This is a genomic window from uncultured Sphingomonas sp. (assembly GCF_936927845.1).
Lineage (GTDB): Bacteria > Pseudomonadota > Alphaproteobacteria > Sphingomonadales > Sphingomonadaceae > Sphingomonas.
On record NZ_CAKZHV010000068.1, the window covers coordinates 65849 to 85516 of the forward strand.

The 19668-nt window shown below is 66.4% G+C and carries 21 protein-coding genes; 12 read left to right on the plus strand and 9 right to left on the minus strand.

All coding sequences use genetic code 11. From position 1 onward, the window contains the following. The first annotated feature begins 50 nt into the window (after positions 1-50). The 7 genes from copC (at position 51) to arsH (ending at position 4719) form a co-directional block, all read left to right on the plus strand. A complete protein-coding gene (gene copC, locus Q0579_RS16240) occupies positions 51-422 on the plus strand; it encodes a copper homeostasis periplasmic binding protein CopC (protein ID WP_069319181.1) in 372 nt (123 codons plus the stop codon). Position 423: 1 nt separating this feature from the next. Beyond that, a complete protein-coding gene (gene copD / locus Q0579_RS16245) occupies positions 424-1353 on the plus strand; it encodes a copper homeostasis membrane protein CopD (protein ID WP_298814272.1) in 930 nt (309 codons plus the stop codon). Positions 1354-1483: 130 nt separating this feature from the next. Then, on the plus strand, positions 1484-1816 hold the full coding sequence (locus Q0579_RS16250; protein ID WP_069319180.1) for a metalloregulator ArsR/SmtB family transcription factor: 333 nt from the start codon (positions 1484-1486) through the stop codon (positions 1814-1816). Positions 1817-1827: 11 nt separating this feature from the next. Next, positions 1828-2256, plus strand: a complete 429-nt coding sequence (gene arsC, locus Q0579_RS16255) for an arsenate reductase (glutaredoxin) (protein WP_069319179.1) — start codon at positions 1828-1830, stop codon at positions 2254-2256. Next, a complete protein-coding gene (locus Q0579_RS16260; protein ID WP_174195060.1) occupies positions 2256-3542 on the plus strand; it encodes an arsenic transporter in 1287 nt (428 codons plus the stop codon). The genes arsC and Q0579_RS16260 overlap by 1 nt, the downstream gene beginning before the upstream one ends. A gap of 5 nt (positions 3543-3547) precedes the next feature. Next, on the plus strand, positions 3548-3973 hold the full coding sequence (arsN2, locus tag Q0579_RS16265; RefSeq protein ID WP_069319177.1) for an arsenic resistance N-acetyltransferase ArsN2: 426 nt from the start codon (positions 3548-3550) through the stop codon (positions 3971-3973). After that, positions 3973-4719, plus strand: coding sequence for an arsenical resistance protein ArsH (arsH, locus tag Q0579_RS16270; RefSeq protein WP_069319176.1), 747 nt, complete (start codon positions 3973-3975; stop codon positions 4717-4719). Before arsN2 ends, arsH begins: the two co-directional genes overlap by 1 nt. Positions 4720-4750: 31 nt before the next feature. Here the strand turns inward: arsH and Q0579_RS16275 are convergent, their stop codons facing one another. Then, positions 4751-5170 (minus strand): helix-turn-helix domain-containing protein, encoded by a 420-nt coding sequence (locus Q0579_RS16275; RefSeq protein ID WP_069319175.1) that lies wholly within the window; start codon positions 5168-5170, stop codon positions 4751-4753. Positions 5171-5231: 61 nt separating this feature from the next. Between Q0579_RS16275 and Q0579_RS16280 the strand changes: the two genes are divergently transcribed. From Q0579_RS16280 to Q0579_RS16300, 5 genes are all read left to right on the plus strand, one after another. Next, on the plus strand, positions 5232-5864 hold the full coding sequence (locus Q0579_RS16280) for a cation transporter (RefSeq protein ID WP_069319174.1): 633 nt from the start codon (positions 5232-5234) through the stop codon (positions 5862-5864). A gap of 80 nt (positions 5865-5944) precedes the next feature. Further along, complete coding sequence (locus Q0579_RS16285; protein ID WP_131818578.1) at positions 5945-6277, plus strand: hypothetical protein; 333 nt, start codon at positions 5945-5947, stop codon at positions 6275-6277. 54 nt (positions 6278-6331) lie between these two features. Next, entirely contained in the window at positions 6332-7594 is a 1263-nt protein-coding gene (locus Q0579_RS16290; RefSeq protein WP_219753436.1) for a TolC family protein, read from the plus strand. After that, complete coding sequence (locus Q0579_RS16295; protein ID WP_069319171.1) at positions 7591-8754, plus strand: efflux RND transporter periplasmic adaptor subunit; 1164 nt, start codon at positions 7591-7593, stop codon at positions 8752-8754. Before Q0579_RS16290 ends, Q0579_RS16295 begins: the two co-directional genes overlap by 4 nt. Positions 8755-8758: 4 nt before the next feature. Further along, positions 8759-11953 carry a CusA/CzcA family heavy metal efflux RND transporter gene (locus Q0579_RS16300; RefSeq protein ID WP_219753437.1) on the plus strand — a complete coding sequence of 1065 codons (3195 nt, stop codon included), beginning with the start codon at positions 8759-8761 and terminating at the stop codon, positions 11951-11953. On the opposite strand, the gene Q0579_RS16305 is transcribed toward Q0579_RS16300, so the two are convergent. From Q0579_RS16305 to Q0579_RS16340, 8 genes are all read right to left on the minus strand, one after another. Continuing rightward, a complete protein-coding gene (locus Q0579_RS16305) occupies positions 11950-13368 on the minus strand; it encodes an ISNCY family transposase (RefSeq protein ID WP_298814280.1) in 1419 nt (472 codons plus the stop codon). The genes Q0579_RS16300 and Q0579_RS16305 overlap by 4 nt on opposite strands. Before the next feature lie 156 nt (positions 13369-13524). Then, positions 13525-13689 (minus strand): hypothetical protein, encoded by a 165-nt coding sequence (locus Q0579_RS16310; protein WP_298814282.1) that lies wholly within the window; start codon positions 13687-13689, stop codon positions 13525-13527. Then, positions 13686-14450, minus strand: a complete 765-nt coding sequence (locus Q0579_RS16315) for an MBL fold metallo-hydrolase (RefSeq protein WP_298814284.1) — start codon at positions 14448-14450, stop codon at positions 13686-13688. The genes Q0579_RS16310 and Q0579_RS16315 overlap by 4 nt, the downstream gene beginning before the upstream one ends. After that, on the minus strand, positions 14447-15235 hold the full coding sequence (locus Q0579_RS16320) for a TatD family hydrolase (protein WP_298814286.1): 789 nt from the start codon (positions 15233-15235) through the stop codon (positions 14447-14449). Before Q0579_RS16320 ends, Q0579_RS16315 begins: the two co-directional genes overlap by 4 nt. Next, positions 15235-16788, minus strand: coding sequence for a methionine--tRNA ligase (gene metG / locus Q0579_RS16325; protein WP_298814288.1), 1554 nt, complete (start codon positions 16786-16788; stop codon positions 15235-15237). Before metG ends, Q0579_RS16320 begins: the two co-directional genes overlap by 1 nt. A gap of 9 nt (positions 16789-16797) precedes the next feature. Further along, the gene (locus tag Q0579_RS16330) at positions 16798-17847 is read right to left on the minus strand and encodes an AAA family ATPase (protein ID WP_298814290.1); all 1050 of its coding nucleotides are present in this window, start codon (positions 17845-17847) and stop codon (positions 16798-16800) included. After that, the gene (gene tmk, locus Q0579_RS16335) at positions 17835-18461 is read right to left on the minus strand and encodes a dTMP kinase (RefSeq protein ID WP_298814293.1); all 627 of its coding nucleotides are present in this window, start codon (positions 18459-18461) and stop codon (positions 17835-17837) included. The genes Q0579_RS16330 and tmk overlap by 13 nt, the downstream gene beginning before the upstream one ends. After that, positions 18461-19642 (minus strand): D-alanyl-D-alanine carboxypeptidase family protein, encoded by a 1182-nt coding sequence (locus tag Q0579_RS16340; RefSeq protein ID WP_298814294.1) that lies wholly within the window; start codon positions 19640-19642, stop codon positions 18461-18463. Before Q0579_RS16340 ends, tmk begins: the two co-directional genes overlap by 1 nt. Positions 19643-19668: the final 26 nt, after the last annotated feature.

Consider the following 19668-nt stretch of genomic DNA (forward strand, 5'->3'; position numbering starts at 1 on the left):
GTGGGCGATCGGGCCGCGTAAATAGAGCACGAACCTCACGGAGTAGCCCCATGCGTCGCATCTTCCTGCCTGCCACCTTGGCCCTTCTCGGCATCGCCGGCGCCGCCCAGGCTCATCCCAAGCTCCTGTCGGCCTCGCCGGCAGCGAACGCGACCGTCGCCAAGCCTGCGCGCATCACGCTTCGTTTCAGCGAGAAGCTGATGCCGAAGTTTTCGGGCGCGGACCTCGTGATGACCGGTCATGGCGGCACCGAGCATGCACCGATGAAGGTCACCGCCGCGGCCGCGGTCGGCGGAGATGGCCGCACCCTCGTCGTCACGCCGAAGGCGCCGCTCGCCGCAGGACGCTATAGCGTCGCATGGCATGTCGTCTCGGCCGACACGCACCGCGTCACCGGCAATATCGCCTTCGCAGTGAAGTAAGGTGGACGCCGACTGGCCGCTGATCGCGGTTCGCTTTGCGCTCTACATGACGCTGAGTGGCCTGTTCGGCTTATCGACCTTCGGCCTCTACGGCCTCAAGGGCGGCGAACGCGCGGACGCCATCGCCTTACGCCCGTGGCTCGTCGGATGCGGCCTGCTGGGGCTCCTGTTCTCCTGCATCGCTCTCGCGCTCCTCGCTGCGGCGATGGCAGGGGCGCCGCCCTGGCCGGTCGTCCGCGAGGCGATCGGAATGCTGCTTACCAGATCTGCGACGGGCACGGCGTGGGAAACTCGCATGATCGCGCTGGTGGTCGGGACCATTTTCGCGCTGATCGCGCGAGGACGGACCGCTCCGCTCGGCCTGGTTGCGGTCGCGGCGGGGATCGCGCTCGCAACGCTCGCCTGGACGGGTCACGGCGCAATGGACGAGGGTGCGACCGGCTGGGTTCATCTACTGGCGGATATTCTGCACCTATGGGCAGCCGGCGCCTGGGTCGGCGCCCTGCTCGGTCTGACGCTGCTCGTCACGCGTGCGCCTAGTCGCGTCGACGTCGCCCATCTCCGACTGAGCCATCGCGCACTGCACGGCTTCGGTCTCGCGGGTACGATTCTGGTCGGCACGATCGTGGTAACGGGTCTGGTGAATGGCTGGCTGCTGGTTGGCGTCGGCAATCTGCAGCGCCTTCCCGACACCCTCTACGGCCAGCTTCTTCTCGCCAAACTCGCGCTGTTGGGCGCGATGCTGGGGCTCGCGTCGCTTAATCGCTTCCGGCTGACACCGGCTCTCGAGCGCTCGATCGCCGCGGCCGATCTTCGCGGCGCACTCGGCACTCTGCTGCGCAGTCTCGCGATCGAGGGTGGCTGCGCCATCACGATCCTGGCGCTCGTTGCCTGGCTGGGCACGTTGGAACCACCCGTATCGGCGATGTGAGAGGCCGGCGCCGGATCGACGACTGGCGCGATCAATCCCGCATGGCCGTTATTGCCATTCCGGCAAGTGCTGACGGCGAGACAGCGTGCGCAAAACTGGACAAGCCCAATATATCGTCTATTCTGGATATATGGAAAACGATTCGGCTATCGCTGCGCTAGGCGCGCTTGCGCAAGGGACACGGCTCGACGTGTTCCGCCTGTTGGTGCGGCACGAGCCGGACGGCATGGCTGCGGGTGATATCGCCCGCCAGCTCGACGTGCCGCAAAATACCATGTCGGCGCACCTCGGCATTCTTGCTCGCGCGGGACTGGTCCAATCGGAACGCCATAGCCGATCGATCATCTATCGCGCCGATCTGGACGGCCTGCGCGCGCTGACGCTGTTCCTCGTCAAGGACTGCTGCGCCGGCAATGCGGAGCTGTGCGCGCCGCTCGTCGCCGAACTCACCCCCTGCTGCTGAAAGGACGTCCCATGTCCGTCGATATCGTCATCTATCACAACCCCGAGTGCGGCACGTCGCGCAACACGCTCGGTCTTATTCGCAACGCCGGCATCGAGCCGCACGTGGTCGAGTATCTGAAGACCCCACCCGCGCGTGCGCTGCTGGTCGAGCTGATCGACCGCGCCGGCATGACGCCCCGCGCGCTGCTGCGCGAGAAGGGGACGCCCTATGCCGAGCTGGGCCTGGGCGACACGTCGCTATCCGACGATGCGCTGGTCGATGCGATGATGGCACACCCGATCCTCATCAACCGGCCGCTGGTCGTCTCGCCGCTCGGCGTGGAGTTGTGCCGCCCTTCTGAAGCCGTCCTTGATCTGCTGCCGAGCGGCCAGCTCGGCGCGTTCGCCAAGGAAGACGGCGAACAGGTGGTGGACGCGTCGGGCCAGCGCGTCGCCTGATGCTCCTTGCCGTCCTGATCTTCGTCGCGACGATCACGCTCGTCATCTGGCAACCCAAGGGCCTCGGGATCGGGTGGAGCGCGATGGGCGGGGCGGTGGTGGCGCTGCTCGCGGGTGTCGTCACCCTGTCCGACGTGCCGGTGGTATGGGTCCTCGTCTGGAACGCGACGGCCGCGTTCGTCGCGATCATCGTCATCAGCCTGTTGCTCGACGAAGCCGGATTTTTCGAGTGGGCGGCGCTGCACGTCGCCCGCTGGGGCGGCGGGCATGGTCGCCGGCTGTTCGTCCTGATCGTGCTGCTCGGCGCAGGCGTGTCCGCGCTGTTTGCCAACGACGGGGCGGCGCTGATCCTGACGCCGATCGTCATCGCCATGCTGCGGGCGCTGGGGTTCAGAGACAAGGCGACGCTGGCGTTCGTCATGGCGGCCGGGTTCATCGCCGACACCGCCAGCCTGCCGCTGGTCGTATCGAACCTCGTCAACATCGTGTCGGCCGACTTCTTTCGTGTCGGGTTCGGCGACTATGCTTCCGTGATGGTGCCGGTCGACCTGGTGTCGATCGCAGCGACGCTTGGCGCGCTGCTGCTGTTCTTCCGGCGCGACATACCGGCGAATTATGACGTAGGCGCGCTACGTACGCCGCGTGACGCGATCCGCGACGCCGCGACCTTCCGCGCCGGATGGATCGTGCTTGGGCTGCTGCTCGCCGGGTTCTTCCTGCTCGAACCGCTCGGCGTGCCGGTCAGCGCCGTCGCCGCTGCCGGCGCGATCCTGTTGCTGGTGATCGCGGGGCGCGGCCATGTGATCTCAGCGGCCAAGGTGCTGCGCGGCGCACCCTGGCAGGTCGTGATCTTCTCTCTCGGCATGTACCTGGTCGTCTATGGCCTGCGGAACGCCGGCCTGACCGACCATCTGGCGGCGCTGCTCGATCGCACGGCGCAAGGCGGCGTGTGGGGCGCCGCGCTGGGTACGGGTGTGATCGCGGCGATTATGTCGTCGGTGATGAACAACATGCCGACTGTGTTGGTGGGCGCGCTGTCGATCGACGCCACCCACGCCACGGGCGCGATCAAGGAAGCGATGATCTATGCCAACGTGATCGGCTGCGATCTCGGCCCCAAGCTGACGCCGATCGGCTCACTCGCGACGCTGCTCTGGCTCCACGTCCTCGGGCAAAAGGGCGTGCGGATCGGATGGGGCTATTACTTCCGTGTCGGCGTGACACTCACCGTGCCGGTGCTGCTCATCACGCTCGCGGGGCTTGCGATCAGGATCAGCATCGCATGACCAGAATGGTCGCCACGGTGCTCGAACCTGCCGGTCTGGCTGGCTTGGCACAATTGCTCGATGCCGCGAACCTGCCGAGTGCCGATCTCGCCGATCCCGGCCGCCTGTTCTTCCGGATCGAGGCCGGTAGCCTCGTCGGTTTCGGTGGGCTCGAGGGAGCAGGGGCCGACCGCTTGCTCCGCTCGATCGTCGTCGTCCCCGATCGCCGTCGACTTGGCCTCGGGCGGGTGTTGGTCGCCGACCTCGAACGACAGGCACACGACCTCGGGGTGGAGCGCCTGCACCTCCTGACGACCACGGCCGCACCATTCTTCCGGGCGCTCGGCTATGCCGATGCCGATCGCGGCGCTGCTCCCCCGGCCATCGCCGCATCGCGCGAATTCACCGCACTGTGCCCCGCGTCGGCCGCCTATCTCGTGAAAGCTCTCTGATGCCGCTCCGCACGCTCGCCGATCCCGATACCCTACCGGCGCTCGATCCCGCCTATGCCATCCAGCGACCCGCTGTCGGGCTCGGCCCGTGCAATCCCGCGCCACGTATCCTTCTGCTCTATGGTTCGCTGCGCGAACGGTCCTTCTCCCGGCTGTGCGTCGAGGAAGCGGCGCGCCTGCTCCGGTTCTTCGGGTGCGAGACACGCATCTTCGATCCATCGACGCTGCCGCTGCCCGACCAACATGCCCGCGACGACCATCCGGCCGTCCACGAGCTGCGCGAGCTGTCTCTATGGTCGGAAGGACAGGTGTGGTGCAGCCCGGAACGTCACGGCCAGATCACCGGCATCATGAAGCTGCAGATCGACCATCTGCCGCTGTCGATGGGCGGGATGCGTCCGACGCAGGGACGCACGCTCGCGGTCATGCAGGTGTCGGCCGGATCACAGTCTTTCAACAGCGTCAACACGCTGCGCGTGCTGGGTCGCTGGATGCGGATGGTGACGATCCCGAACCAGTCGAGCGTCGCCAAGGCGTTCAACGAGTTCGATGACACCGGGCGCATGAAGGCGTCGAGCTATTACGACCGGATTGTGGATGTGATGGAGGAGCTGGTGCGGTTCACGATACTGCTGCGCCCACACACTGCCCAACTCGTAGATCGCTATTCGGAGCGCAAGGAAGCCGGGATGCCGATCGACACCACCACGGACCCCTCCAGCATCGCGACAGCGCCGCAATCCTGACGGGCTTCGTCAGGAGTTGCGTATGTGCAGCTTAGACCCGCGTTCCGCTGTCCAAATCAGCCGGCATCGTGATCGCTTCCATAACCCGGCAATCGGCGATCCTGCCGCCCTCGCAATCCCGTGTCGCATCAGCCAATGCGTTTCGGAGCGCCGTCAGGCGGGCAATGCGGTCTTCCACGCTCGCAAGGTGCCGGCGAGCGAGCGAGCCTGCTTCCTTACAATCCTGATCGGGGTTGGCCGACAAAGCGATCAGGGATCGGATTTCGTCAGTCGAGAACCCCAGATCACGGGCGTGACGGATAAAAGCGAGCTGGCGAACCTCCGCATCACCATAGGTGCGGCGCCCGCCTGCCGTGCGCGCAGCCTCCGGCATCAAGCCTATATCTTCGTAGAAACGGATCGTGTTGACCTTGGTCCCGGTCCGTTTCGCTATGTCGCCGATCATCAACACCCTGCGGTCCTCGCAATTTTACGCTTGCTCCTACAGTGACTGTAGATCGTAACGGAGCGGGATGAGCGCAAGCGAATCCTCTACGTGCGGCTGCACGGGCGACACGAAACGTGCGGAGCGCGACGCTGCCTATCGGCGTGCCCTATGGATCGTGGTCCTCCTGAACCTGGGCTTCGGGCTGATCGAAATCGTCGGTGGGTTCGTCGCCGACAGTCAGGCGCTCAAAGCCGATGCGCTCGACTTCATTGGCGACGGCACGATCTCATTGCTCGGCCTCATCGCGTTGGGCTGGACGGCGCCAGCCCGTTCAAGGGTCGCTCTCGCCCAAGGCTTGTTCCTCGGAACACTGGGTCTGGGTGTCATCGGCTTTGCCATCTGGCGCGCGATGAACGCCGTGGCACCCGACGCCGATCTGATGGGCGGCATCGGGATCGTCGCCCTTATCGTCAACGTCAGCGCGGCGCTCGTCCTGTCACGGTTTCGCGAGGGCGATGCCAATGTACGGGCTATCTGGCTGTTTAGCCGGAACGATGCGCTCGCCAACATCGCCGTCGTCATTGCCGCCGGCCTGGTGGCATGGACCGGGAAGGCATGGCCCGACCTCGCGGTCGCCGGCATCATTGCGGTCCTGTTCCTGCACTCCGCTTGGGAGATTACCCGAGGTGCATTGGCAGAAATGGGTGGCAGCTCATGAAAGTCGAACGCAACGCTGGCCGGGTAGCGTCCGATGATCGCGGGTCACGCCATTCTCGCGGAATGATAAGGAGCAAGCTCATGCGCAAGCTGCTGCCCTTTCTCGCCTGTCTGATGCTGGTCCTGACCGGCTGGGCGGGCATGGCGGAGGCTACGGAAGGCGTCGGGTGCATCGAGACCTCTCAGGTCAACACAATCATGCACATGGCTGGCGACTGCGACGAGGTGCCGGCGGATGCGGATAAGGGCTATCCTCATCATCACACCGTCTGTCACGGTCACCATGTCGCCGCACCCGCTGAGCATAGTGTCGACGTCGCCGTGATCGACAGTTGGGCCGAATTTGCGAGCCACAAGGCTCCGGTCTGGCTTGCGCATCAGAGCGACCCGGCGCTTCGACCACCACAGGCCTGACGACGCACCGGGCGCCTTCCGGCGCCTGAGACTGGTTCGTCAGGAGCATCTACAATGAAGCGCATGATAGCGGCCGTGCTGGTCGCGACAGCCTGTGCGTCGAGCAACTCGGCACAGGCACAGGACACGGAGGCGTCGGCACCGCCGCTGACCCTTGATGAAGCTCTTACCGCGGCCGGTGCAGTATCGCCGGCGGTCGAGGTCTCCCGATCGGGCATTCAGGCGGCGCAAGCGCAACGCTCGATCGCCGGCTTGCGGCCTAATCCGTCGCTCGACGCGATGAGCGAGAACGTCGCCGGCACCGGTATCTATAAGGGACTGCGCTCGGCCGAAACGACGGTCGGCGTATCTTTGCCGCTTGAACTCGGCGGCAAGCGGTCCGCGCGCGTCGCGGTCGCCAATGCGCAACTCGACCGCGCGTCGCTCGAAGCGGCAATCATACAGGCCGATCTCCGGTTGCGGGTCACGCAGGCCTATAACGATGCCGCGGCGTCGCAACGCAGGGTAGTCACCGCCCGCGAACAGGTCGGGATCGCAAACGAGGTACTGCGTGCAGCGCGGGTTCGCGTTGCGGCCGGTCGCGCCTCACCGCTCGAAGAGCAGCGCGCCGACGTAGCTCGGCTGAATGCGGAAGGAGCGGCCGAGCGCGCGGAGCGATCCGCCCAAGTGGCGCTCGGCAATCTTGCCCGGCTGATCGGGCGCGGCCCCAGCTCGCTGGATACAGCCTGGTTCGCCCGGATCGAAGGCGCAGGACCACGGTTGCCGGTGCGCAGTGAAGGCACGCTGACGGCCGCGGCGGTGCAGGCCGATCTCACCACGGCGACGGCGCAGGTCCGCCTTGCCAGAAGCCAGAGGGTTCCCGACGTAACGATCAGCGCGTCCGCACGCAGGCTGGAGATGACCAACGATACGGCCGCGGTATTCGGCGTGTCGGTGCCCTTGCCACTGTTCAACAATGGCCGAGCGGCCGTTGATCTGGCCTCTGCTCAACGCACCCAGGCGGACGCGCAGCGCCGCCTCGCGCTGCTCGATGCGGAACAGGCCATCGCCACGGCACAGGGCGACGTTGCGAATGCGGCGACGACAGCCCGCAACGCGACCGGACCGACGCTTGCCGCGGCGCAGGAAGCCGCGCGGATCGCGCGGATCGGCTACCGCGAAGGCAAGTTCGGTCAGTTGGATCTCCTCGAGGCCGAACGCACGCTTGCCGACACCCGTGCGGCCGCGGTCGACGCGCTGGCCGCCTATCATGACGCACAGGCCCGGCTGGAACGGCTCGCCGCCCCGGCGCCTAACGATGCGAAGGACGCACGATGAAAACCAATCATGCGCGGACCCTACTGTCCGCCTTGCTTCCGCTGGCGCTCGCTGCGTGCGGCGGGGCCGAGAAGAAGACCGACGACATGGCCGGTATGGAGGGCATGGAGAAGGGCGAGGGGGCCGAGAAGAAGACGGATAAGGATGCGGTGACGCTCACGGCGCGGCAGATCGCCGACGCCGGCATTGAGGTCGCCCGCCCGACCGTGGGCGGGGTCGCCGGCGCGATCGAGTTGCCCGCGCTCATCCAGGGCGATCCCCAAGGCGTCCAGGTTGTCTCCGCAACCATCGGCGGTCGCTTGGTCGCGCTCACACGCAACCTCGGCCAGCCCGTCCGGCAGGGTGACCCGCTGGCGGTGATCGAGAGCCGCGAGGCCGCTTCTCTGAAGGCGGAAGTCGAGGCCGCTCGCGCCCGCGCCGCACTGGCACAGTCGAACCTTCGGCGCGAACAGCGGCTTTTTGCCGAGCGCGTTTCGCCCGAACAAGACCTGGTGGCGGCGCGGACCGCAGCGACGGAGGCGGCAATCGCGCTGCGCCTCGCGCAGCAACAGCTCGGTACCACGGGGGGCGGTGGTGGTGCCCTCAACCGCATCGCCATGCGCTCGCCGATCTCAGGTCAGGTAATCGCCCGTCCGGCGGTTCTCGGCCAGACTGTCGATGCGAACGCCGAACTCTACCGGGTTGCGAACCTCTCGCGGGTGACGATCACCGCCTCGGTCTCGCCCGCGGATGCAAGCCGTATCCGGCCGGGTACGCGGGTTGAGGTAACCGCAGCCGGTCGTAGACAGGAAGGACGGGTGTCGTTCGTGTCCCCAGCGCTCGATGACAGCACGCGCCTCGTGCCTGTCATCGCCACGCTCGACAATGCGGGGAATACCTGGCGGGTGGGCGAGCCGGTGACGGCGAGCTTCATGCTGCCCGCCAACGGCGATCGTAGCGTCTCGGTCCCCTCCACCGCGGTGCAAAGCATCGAGAACCGCACAGTCGTCTTCGTCCGCACCCCGACCGGCTTTCACGCCACCCCGGTCACGGCCGGTCGCCGCAATGGCGATCAGGTCATCATCAGTTCCGGCCTCAATGGCCAGGAGCGGATCGCCACCACTAACTCGTTCACCCTGAAAGCCGAACTCGGCAAGGGTGGCGGGATGGACATGGACTGAGCCCATGATCTCCCGCCTCGTCACCTTCTCGGTCGAGCGGCGCTGGCTAGTCCTGCTGCTGACTCTTGTCGCCGCGCTCGCGGGCATCTTCGCCCTCCAGCGCCTCCCCATCGATGCCGTCCCGGACATCACGAACAACCAGGTGCAGGTAAACGTCCTCGCACCATCGCTGTCGCCCGATCAGATCGAGCGGCAGGTCTCTTTCACGATCGAAACCTCGCTCAAGGGTATTCCGGGTCTTGCCTATACCCGGTCGCTCAACCGCAACGGCTTTGCCCAGATCACGGCCGTCTTCACCGACGCGACCGACATCTACTTCGCTCGCCAACAGGTCGCCGAGCGGATGCGGATGGCCGAGGAACGGCTGCCGCAGGGCGTCATGCCCGAGATGGGGCCGATCGCGACCGGTCTCGGCGACATCTTCATGTGGACCGTCGAGTTTCAAGAACTCAACCGCGTGAAGCATCGGGATGGCGAACCCGGGCTCCAGCGCGACGGCAGCTACATCACCCCCGAAGGCGAACACCTCGTCAACGAACGCGACAAGGCGACCTATCTTCACACCGTTCAGGAGTGGATCGTGTCGCCGCAGCTCCGCGGGACCGAAGGGGTCGCTGGCGTAGACTCGCTGGGTGGGTTCGACCGTGAATATCTGGTCATTCCGGACCTCCAGCGCTTGGCATCGATGCGACTGACGGTCCAGGACCTCGCTACCGCGCTCGAGCGCAGCAACACCAGCATCGGCGCAGGCACGGTCGATCGGAACGGCGAAGGGTTGTTCGTCCGCTCGGACGCGCGGGTTCGTACCGCTGATGAGCTGTCACGCACCGTGGTCGCAAGCCGCGACGGTGTGCCGATCGTGCTCAATCAGGTGGCAACCGTGAAGGCCGGGCAGGGCATCCGCACCGGCTCGGCGTCCGAGAACGGTCACGAGGTCGTCGTCGGCACAGCCGTGATGCGCATCGGCGAGAACAGCCGCACCGTCGCGACCGACGTCGGTGAACGGCTTCAGGCCATCGGCCGATCGCTGCCGACCGATGTCGTGGTCAAACCGGTGCTCGATCGTACCAAGCTCGTGAACTCCACGATCGCGACGGTTGCCCGCAACCTCGCGGAAGGCGCGGTGCTGGTCATCGTGGTGCTGTTCGTGCTGCTCGGCAACTTCCGCGCGGCGCTGATCGCCGCGATGGTGATTCCGATCACCATGCTGCTCACCGCCACGGGGATGCTGCGTGCCGGCGTCTCGGCCAATCTGATGAGCCTCGGCGCGCTCGACTTCGGCCTCATCGTCGATGGCGCGGTCATCATCGTCGAGAACGCACTGCGCCACCTCGGCACGCGCCAGCACGAAACCGGAGGTGTCCTCCCGCTCAAGGAACGCCTCGCGATCGTGGCGGCGTCGGCCCGCGAGATGATACGGCCCTCAGTCTATGGGCAGGCGATCATCATCCTCGTCTATGCGCCGCTGCTCACCTTCAGCGGCGTGGAGGGCAAGATGTTCGAACCGATGGCGCTGACCGTCATCATCGCGCTCGTCTTCGCTTTCGTGCTGTCCCTGACCTTCGTACCGGCGGCTATTGCCGCCTTCCTCGCGGGCAAGGTCGAGGAGAAGGAAAGCCGGATCGTGGTCTGGCTCAAGCGCCGCTACGAGCCTGGGCTCGATGCTGCCATGCGGCGTCCCAGTCTCACGATAGGGGGCGCGCTTGCCGGCGTCGTGCTGGCGGCGCTTGCCTTCACAACGCTGGGTCAGGAGTTCCTGCCGCAGCTCGACGAGGGCGACATCCTCGTCCAGGCCTGGCGCCCGCCCGGCACGTCGGTCGAACAGAGCCAGCGGATGCAGTTCGCGGTTGAGAAGACGATCAGCCGCGAACCGGAGGTGCAATACGCTTTCTCGCGGACGGGCACGTCGGAGATCGCCAGCGATCCGATGCCGCCCAACGCGACCGACACGTTTGTTATGCTGAAACCACGTAAGGAATGGCCGGACCCGAACCTGCCCAAGGAGGAACTGGTCGAGCGCATCGAGAAGAAGGTCTCGACCATCCCGGGGAACGGCTACGAGATTACGCAGCCGATCCAGATGCGCTTCAATGAGCTCGTCGCCGGCGTGCGCGGCGATATCGCGGTAAAGGTGTTTGGCGACGACTTTGCCAGCATGAATGCGACCGCGGTCCAGATCGCGGACGTGATGCGCAAGGTGCCTGGTGCAGCGGATGTCCGGGTGGAGCAGACCGAAGGACTGCCGCTTCTCGACATTCGTCCCAACCGGGACGCGATGGCGCGCGTCGGTGTTTCTGCCGGCGATGTCCAGGACGTCGTTGCGGCAACCGTAGGCGGCAAGCAGGCTGGCGTGATCTTCGAAGGCGACGCCCGCTTCCCGGTCGTGATCCGTCTCGGCGAAACGGCACGCGCCGATTTGCAGACCCTCGGGCAGATTCCGGTGCCCACCGCGAGCGGATCGTTCTTGCCGCTCGCCAGCGTTGCCGACATCGGTCTCGGCGACGGGCCGAACCAGATCAGCCGTGAGAACGGCAAACGGCGTGTCGTCGTCCAAGCCAATGTGCGCGGGCGAGACGTAGCCGGCGTCGTCGAGGAAGCGCAGGCCAAGATAGCGCAGCAGGTTGCCTTACCGGCCGGCACCTATCTCACCTGGGGTGGGCAGTTCGAGAACCTGGCCAGCGCCCGGGCACGCCTGACGATCGTGGTGCCAATATGCTTCGCCGTCATCATGCTGCTGCTCTACGGTGCGCTCGGATCGCTGCGCGACGCGGCCCTGGTCTTCACTGGCGTGCCGCTGGCGTTGGTTGGCGGTATTCTCGCGCTCCTGCTCCGCGGTCTGCCTTTCTCCATCTCGGCCGCGGTCGGGTTCATCGCACTGTCTGGCGTAGCGGTGCTCAACGGGCTGGTGATGGTGTCTTCCATCCACGATCTGATGCGGGAAGGGATGGACCGGGCGCGTGCCGCACGTGAGGGAGCACTGCTCCGATTGCGGCCCGTCGCGATGACTGCGCTCGTCGCCAGTCTTGGCTTCGTGCCGATGGCGCTGGGGCATGGGGCGGGCGCCGAGGTCCAGAGGCCGCTCGCCACGGTGGTAATCGGCGGGCTGATCTCGGCGACGCTGCTGACCTTGTTCGTCCTGCCGACGCTCTACGCCCGTTTCGGTGGGTGGAGGCCAACCGATGTCGGCTCTGGCCGTTAGCGGGCGTACTCGCCGAGGCCGCGCGCAACCAGCTCTTCGTTGGAGAGGCGGGGACCACGCTTGAGCCTGCTGTTGCCGAGCGTACGACGGTCCAGCTTCTGACCGGATGAAGCCGGGGAGGATGCCTTGAACACGCCGGCCGACTGAGCTGTGCGAGCCGGCTCGTTGTTGTTGCGCTTGGTATGGTGCGGCTGAACCTGCTGGATGGTGCGCGCTAGTGCCAGCGCTGCGTCGAGATGCTTGTTGTCGACCACAGCAGCCTGGTTCACGCGGCGCATCTTGTCGAACATGCGATAGGGTAGGGCCGTGCCCTCATGCTGGATCTCAAGCCGGCCATCCGGGTACTCGCACACGTCCACCTTCTTGCGCGCGAGCGCCTGCGAGGCAGGGGAGGGCTCCAGGATGAACATGGCCTTGTTGTAGTGCAGGGTGAGGGCGCCGGTGACGGTGCGCTGCTCCCGCCACACCAGCTCCGCCTCCAGGTCTTCGTGGATGGCCAGCGGCCGGTGCAGGTCGCGCGGGTCGAACGGCGCCTTGGCGAACCTACGATTGTGCTGCGCCATGTAGGAGGGGAGGAAGGCGTTGGCTTGGTCGATGGTGGAGATGCGCTGTAGCCGCATCGCCTTGACCAGACGGTCCTGCAGCGTCGCGTTGACGCGCTCGACGCGCCCCTTCGCCTGCGGCGAGTTCGCGCAGATCAGCTCGATGTTGAGCCGGTCCAACGCACGGCCGAGGTGGGTCATGCCGTCGCCCTTCGCCGAGGCCGTGTTGTTGCGGAAGGCGCTGTGCTTGTCGGTGTAGAAGGCCACCGGCTTGCCGTGCCGCTCGAGGTAGGTCCTCGTCGCGCGCATGTAGGAAAAGGTGCTCTCGCTCTCGACCATCTCGACGTGCATAAGCTCGCTGGTGGCATCGTCGATGAAGACCAGGAGCGTGCATTGCGGACCGCGGCCCTCGAACCACCAGTGCTTGGAGCCGTCGACCTGGACGAGCTCGCCGCGGCAGTCACGCCGGTAGCGCGGCTGATACGGGCGAGGGCGCTTGGCCGCACGGTCCTGCCACAACCCGGCCTCCATCATGATGCGCCGCAGGGTCTCGCACGACAGGCCGATGCCATGGCGCTCGGCGAGGTACTCGCGCGCCAGCGTCGGTCCGAAGTCGGCGTAGTGCTCGCGCACCAGCGTGGCCACCTCGGCGCGGAAAGCGTCGCTGTAGCGTCGATTGCTCGGTCGTCCTCGCTTGCGCGACACCAGGCCGCTGGCGCCGTCCTGTCGCAGGCGGCCCAGCAGCCGGTACACCTGCCGCCTCGCAAGGCCGAGCAGCTCCATCGCGTCCGCAACCCGGATCTCGCCGCGGTCGAGCCGCATCAGCGTGTCGAACCGGGTGATCTCAGCAGCACTCATCGCCAGCACCGTCATACAATGCGCGTCCTCGTTGCCGAGAACGGCTATGACACCGGCGACCCGCCGATAGCACCGCAGAGTGCCATTTCTATCTAGCGGGCTGGTGCCATTTGTACTTAGCGCTTACAACGGGCAAAGTTGATAATAAACATTATGTAAAACATACGTACGTCAATCGAGTGCTGACACGACGAGCAGCGCGACGCCGAACACCAGAACCCACGCCGCCGCATAGCGAATAATCGTGCTTCCCGGCACGCGACGGGCCGCCAGCGCCGATATCGGCAGCACCAGCAGCAACCCGATGAATAGTACCTGGAACACGCGATCGCTCACCAGTGACGCTCCCAGCCGTCATAACCGGGCTCCACCCCTGTCGGCAGCTCCGCGCACAGCGTCCGGTAATCCATCGACTGATCCATGTGGATCAGCACCGCCGCCTGCGGCTTCAGCGTGTCGATCCATCCGAGAACGGTCGGCAGATCGGCGTGCGACGGATGCGGACGACGCCGCAACGCGTCTACGATCCACACGTCCAGCCCGGCGTAGAGCGCGTGCAGGTCACCAGTCATGCCGCTGATGTCGGTCGCATAGCCGATCGCGACCGCCGCTCCCTCGAACCGGAGTCCCGCGGAGGTAATTGACCCGTGTGGCTGGTCGGCGACGCGCACACGGACGCTGCCGATCACGACCTCGTCGTCTAAGTGCCGCAGATCGACCGTCGGCGGGTAGCCGCCCGCACCCTCGAACACGTAGCCGAATTGTCGGCATAGTGCCGTCGCCGTCGAGGGTCTCGCGAACCCCGGCACCGGATTTCCACGGGCGTGATAAACTTGCCGCAGGTCGTCGATGCCGAATACGTGATCGGCGTGCGCATGGGTCCAGATTACTGCATCGACGACGCCCACGTCCGCCGCCAATAGCTGCTCGCGCATGTCGGGTCCGGTATCGACCAGGATGCGCGTGCCGTCATGCTCGATCAGGATCGACGCGCGGCTACGTCGATTGCGCGGCTCCGTCGGATCGCAGGCACCCCAATCGTTGCCGATGCGCGGTACGCCCGAGGACGTGCCCGATCCTAGGATGCGGACTTTCACGCCCCTGCCCGCGCCTTTGTCTTGCTGAACAGCCGGTGGAAGTTATCGGCAGTATACGCCTGCAGATCCTCGACATTTTCGCCCCGCAGGCGGGCAAGGAATTCAGCGGTGTCAGCGACGAAGGCTGGTTCCCCGGTCTTGCCGCGATGGGGAACGGGCGCGAGGAACGGCGCGTCCGTTTCGATCAGCAACCGCTCGCGCGGCAACCGCGCCGCGGTCACCTGCAAATCGCGCGCGTTCTTGAAAGTCACGATGCCCGAGATTGAAATGTACAAGCCGAAGTCGAGCGCCTTGTTCGCGAACGTGCCACTGGCAGTGAAGCAGTGGATCACCCCGGTGTAGGCGCCATGCTTCATTTCGTCCTTGAGGATGCGGATCGTGTCGTCCTCCGCCTCACGCGTGTGGACGATGAGCGGAACGCGCGCGGCGCGTGCGGCCGCGATATGCGCGCGGAAGCTCGCCTGCTGGCGTGCACGGTCAGAATGGTCGTAGTAGTAATCGAGACCGCTCTCACCGATGCCGACGACGCGCGGGTGCGCGGCGCGCTCGACCAGCTTGGCCGTGTCGATGTGGGGATGCTGGTCGGCCTCGTGCGGGTGGATGCCAACACTCGCCCAGACATCAGGCTCGCGTTCGGCGGTGGCGAGCACCTCGTCCCATTCGCTCTCGCGCGTCGAGATGTTGAGCATCGCAGTGACGCCGCGCGCGCGCGCGCGTTCGAGGATCGACGCCTGATCCTCCGCCAGGCCCTTGTAGTTCAGGTGGCAGTGACTGTCCGCGAGCATCAGGCCGCCACCTCGGCGTCGGCCGGCAGTTCGAGGCGCGGAAATGCGGGCGTCGGCGCATTGAGGGTAAACGACGCGTCAACCATGCGCGCGTACCAGCCATCATCGTCGATCGCGGCATGCGAGCGATCGTCTGCCCCGAGCAGGTCGAGCACGTGCCCCGCGCCACGCGGGACCACCGGGAGGATCGCGATCGCGAGCATGCGGATCGCGCGGACCAACGTACCGAGCACCGCGTGCATCCGCTCGGGATCGGTCTTGCGCAGCGTCCACGGCGCCTGCGCGTCGATATACTGGTTGCACGCGAACACGCCGCGCAACCATGCCTCGATTCCCTGGCTCAACATCAGATCGTCGAACGCCGTGCGCAGGCCCGCGCAGGCCACCACCATCTCCTCGATCAACTGCGCGTCGGCATCCTCGGTCCGCCCCGCGTCAGGAAGCGTACCGCCCAGGTTCTTGGCGATGAACGACAGCGTGCGCTGCGCCAAGTTACCAAAAGCGTTGGCAAGTTCGGCATTGACGCGCGTCACGATCGCCTCGGCGGAATAGCTGCCGTCCTGCCCGAAACTGACCTCGCGCAAGAGGAAGTAGCGCAAGGCGTCGACCCCGAAAGCATCGGCGAGCCCGAGCGGATCGACGACGTTGCCCAGACTCTTCGACATCTTCTCGCCGCGGTGAAGCAGGAAGCCATGTCCGAACACCGTTTTTGGCAGCGCGATGCCCGCCGACATCAGGAATGCGGGCCAATAGACCGCGTGGAAGCGGACGATGTCCTTGCCGATCAGGTGCAGGTCGGCGGGCCAGTACGGCATCTCGCCGTCCGGATAGCCGGCGCCGGTCAGGTAGTTGGTCAGCGCGTCGACCCAGACATACATGACGTGCCCGTCACTGTCGGGCACCGGCACGCCCCAATCGAAGGTCGTGCGCGACACCGACAGATCGGACAGGCCCCCTTCAACGAAGCGCATGATCTCGTTGCGACGGCTCTCAGGCCGGACAAAGTCGGGCTCGCGCGCGTAGAGATCGAGCAGCGGCTGCTGGTACTTGGATAGCCGGAAGAACCACGTTTCCTCCGCGGTCCAGGTGACCGGCGTGCCCTGCGGCGACAGCTTGACCCCGCCCTCGCCCTCGACCAGCTCCTTTTCGTCGTAAAAGGCCTCGTCGCGGACCGAATACCATCCTTCGTAGCGATCGAGGTAGAGATCGCCCGCCTTCTCCATCGCGCGCCAGATCGCCTGGCTGGCGCGGTAATGATCGTCGTCGGTGGTGCGGATGAAGCGATCGTAACTTATCGCCAGCGTGTCGCACATCTGCTTGAAATGACCCGACATCTCTCCGGCGAAATCGCGCACGTCACGCCCCTGATCGCGCGCGGTCTGCGCCATCTTGAGCCCGTGTTCGTCGGTGCCGGTCTGGAAGCGCACGTCGCGCCCGGCCTGGCGCTGAAAACGCGCGATCGCATCGGCGGCGATCGCTTCGTACGCGTGGCCGATGTGCGGACGGCCGTTGGGGTAGCTGATCGCGGTGGTGATGTAGAAGGGCTGGCCCATCCCCGGCTCCTAGCGGCGCGCTCGACGTAAGTCAGCCCCGTCTTGCGTGTCACCTTCGCCGGCGAGGCGCGCCACCAGCCCGGCGAGTTCGAGCACGGTGCCACCGGCGTCGAGCGACAGCCCGCGCGCCGCCCCCGCCACGTCGCGTGCCTGCGTGTAAGCATCCAGTGCTACCTGAAGCGCGACACCGCGGCGATCCTGCGCTGCCTCGGCGATGACGCCGGGTACCCGGTCGAGGAACGCCTCGTACCGCGGCTGCGCGGCCTTTAGGCTCAGCGACTTGGCGAGCTTGGCGCGGCGGCTGGTGGTCGGATCGCCGTCACGCGCGATCGCGTTGAGCGCTTCGTCGATGTCGCTCAGCTCTAGCTCGGCGTAGCGCAGCGCACGTCCCGGCGACCCGGCGCCCACGCGTACCAGTGCCGCGATGTCGTCTCCGCTCGCCTCGGGCAGCGCCTGCATGAGCGCCGCGCGCATGGCCTGATCGTCGAGCGGCTCCAGTCGCAGCAGGCGGCAGCGCGAACGGATCGTCGGCAGCAATCTGCCGGGCGCGTGGCTGACGAGCAGGAAGATCGTGCCCGCGGGCGGCTCCTCCAGGCTCTTGAGCAGCGCGTTCGATGCACCCGGCCGTTCCAATTCGTCGGCACTGTCGATGACGATGACGCGCCGCGGCGACATGGACGCCATCGTGCCCAGGAACGGAGCCAGCGCGCGAACCTGATCGATCGTGATCGAGCGCGCGAGCTCGCCGTCCTTGCCGTCCTTCTTGGGCAAGCGACGCAGCTCGCGATAATCGGGGTGCGCACCCGCCGCGAGCAACGCGGCGGTGCGGTGCTGCGCCGGCAATGCAAGGCGCGACGGCAAGACGCCGGGTTCGACCCCCTCGGCGAGCAGCCGCGCGGCGACGGCACGCGCGAAGGTCGCCTTGCCGATCCCCGGCGGTCCCGTGATCAGCCAGGCGTGATGGAGCGCACCGCCGCGCATCGCCGCGAGCAGCGCCTCGGCGGCGGCATCGTGCCCGTAGAGCGACGCTGCATCGTCCACCTGCGCTACGCCAGCCATGGCGCGAGATCGGCGAGGATCGCGGCGGTCACGTCCTCCGGAGCAGCGGTCGCGTCAATGCGACGGACGCGCGCGGGCTCCTGCATGGCGATGCGGTCGAACGCGGCGGCGACCGCATCATGGAACGTCGCGTCGCGCGCGGCGAAGCGATCCGCGCCGGCACCGTCGCGCGCGACCGTGCGCTGCGCGCCCATTTCGCTGGGCAACGTCAGCACATAGGTTCGGTCGGGCAACAGCCCAGCCGACCCGAAGGCGTGGAGTGCGAGCACATCGTCATCGGCAATCCCGCCCGCTGCACCTTGGTAGGCACGCGACGAGTCGAGATAGCGGTCGCAGATCACCCATTCGCCGCGTTCGATTGCGGGCCGGATCACCTTCTCGACATGGTCGGCGCGCGCGGCGGCAAACAGCAACGCCTCGCTGCGCGCGCTCCAACGTCCAGCTTCGCCGTGCATCAGCAGCGCGCGGATCGCCTCCGCGCCTTCGCTGCCGCCGGGTTCGCGCGTAATTCGGGCCGTGAGCCCACGCGCCTGCAACGCGGCGGCGAGCGCGCGGACCTGGGTCGACTTGCCCGCCCCCTCGCCTCCTTCCAGGCTCAGGAAGCGTCCGCGCATTATCCGAACATGCCGGTCAGGCCGTGCCACGCGCGGCGGAAGAAGCCGGCCTCGCCGACGTCGTTCGCGGCGTTGAGCGGGGTGATCTGCTGCGGCAGGCCGGAGGCGTTGACAACCAGGTCCGCAACGTGCGTGCCTGCCTTGATCGGAGCCTTGAGCGGACCCTGGTAGACGATCTTGCCCGTTACCGCCGGGCTCGTTCCGGCGGGCAACGATACTGCGACTGCCCGCGGCGCGACCAGGTCGACCGAAGTCGTATCGCCCATCTGCACGTCGGCCTGGCCCACCACGCGACCAGCCTTCACCACCGGCTTCGACTGCCAGGCGCGGAAGCCCCAATCCATGAAGCGCACCGATTCGGACGCGCGCTGATTGAAGCTGGTAAGTCCCGCCAGCACCATCACCAGCCGGCGACCATTCTGCTCCGCCGAGCCGGTGAAGCCATAGCCCGCCTCCTCGGTGTGACCGGTCTTCAACCCGTCGGCGCCCGCGACGCGGCCGAGCAGCGGATCGCGGTTCGCTTGGGTGATCTGGCTGCCACCCATCGTCTTGCCCCAGGTGAAATCCCGGCGCGAATAGAATTGCTTGTAGAGCTTCGGGTGCTCCTCGATCGTCGCGGCCGCGAGCTTGGCGAGGTCGCGCGCGGTGACGTAGGTGACGCCGTTGTCGGGCCAGCCGTTCGACGTACCGAAGTGGCTGTTGGTGAGGCCCAGTTTCTTCGCATTCTCATTCATGCGATCGACGAAGGCGGGCTCGGTACCCGACAATCCTTCGGCCAGCACCACGCAGGCGTCGTTGCCGCTCAGCGTGACGATGCCGTAGAGCAGGTTGGCGACCGAGACGCGCTCACCCGCCGCCAGGAACATGGTCGAACCTGCCGCGGGTCCGTGCCACTTCTGCCACGTCTCCGGGCGCACCTCCAATTCCTGGTCAAGCCGGATGTCGCCTTTGCGCAGCATCTCGAACGCGGTGTAGACCGTCATCATCTTCGCCATCGATGCGGGCGGCATGCGACGATCGGCATCCTTCGCGAACAGCACCGCGCCCGACGACAAGTCTTCCATGAAGGCGACCGGCGCAGGCGTGTCGAATTGCGGCGCGGACGGCGCCTGCGCGGCGACCGGATAGGCCGCGGCGACGAGAACGGCGGGGACCGCGAGCGCGGTTAGGAACTTGGACATGGACGCACTTTCCACTTGGGGCCGCA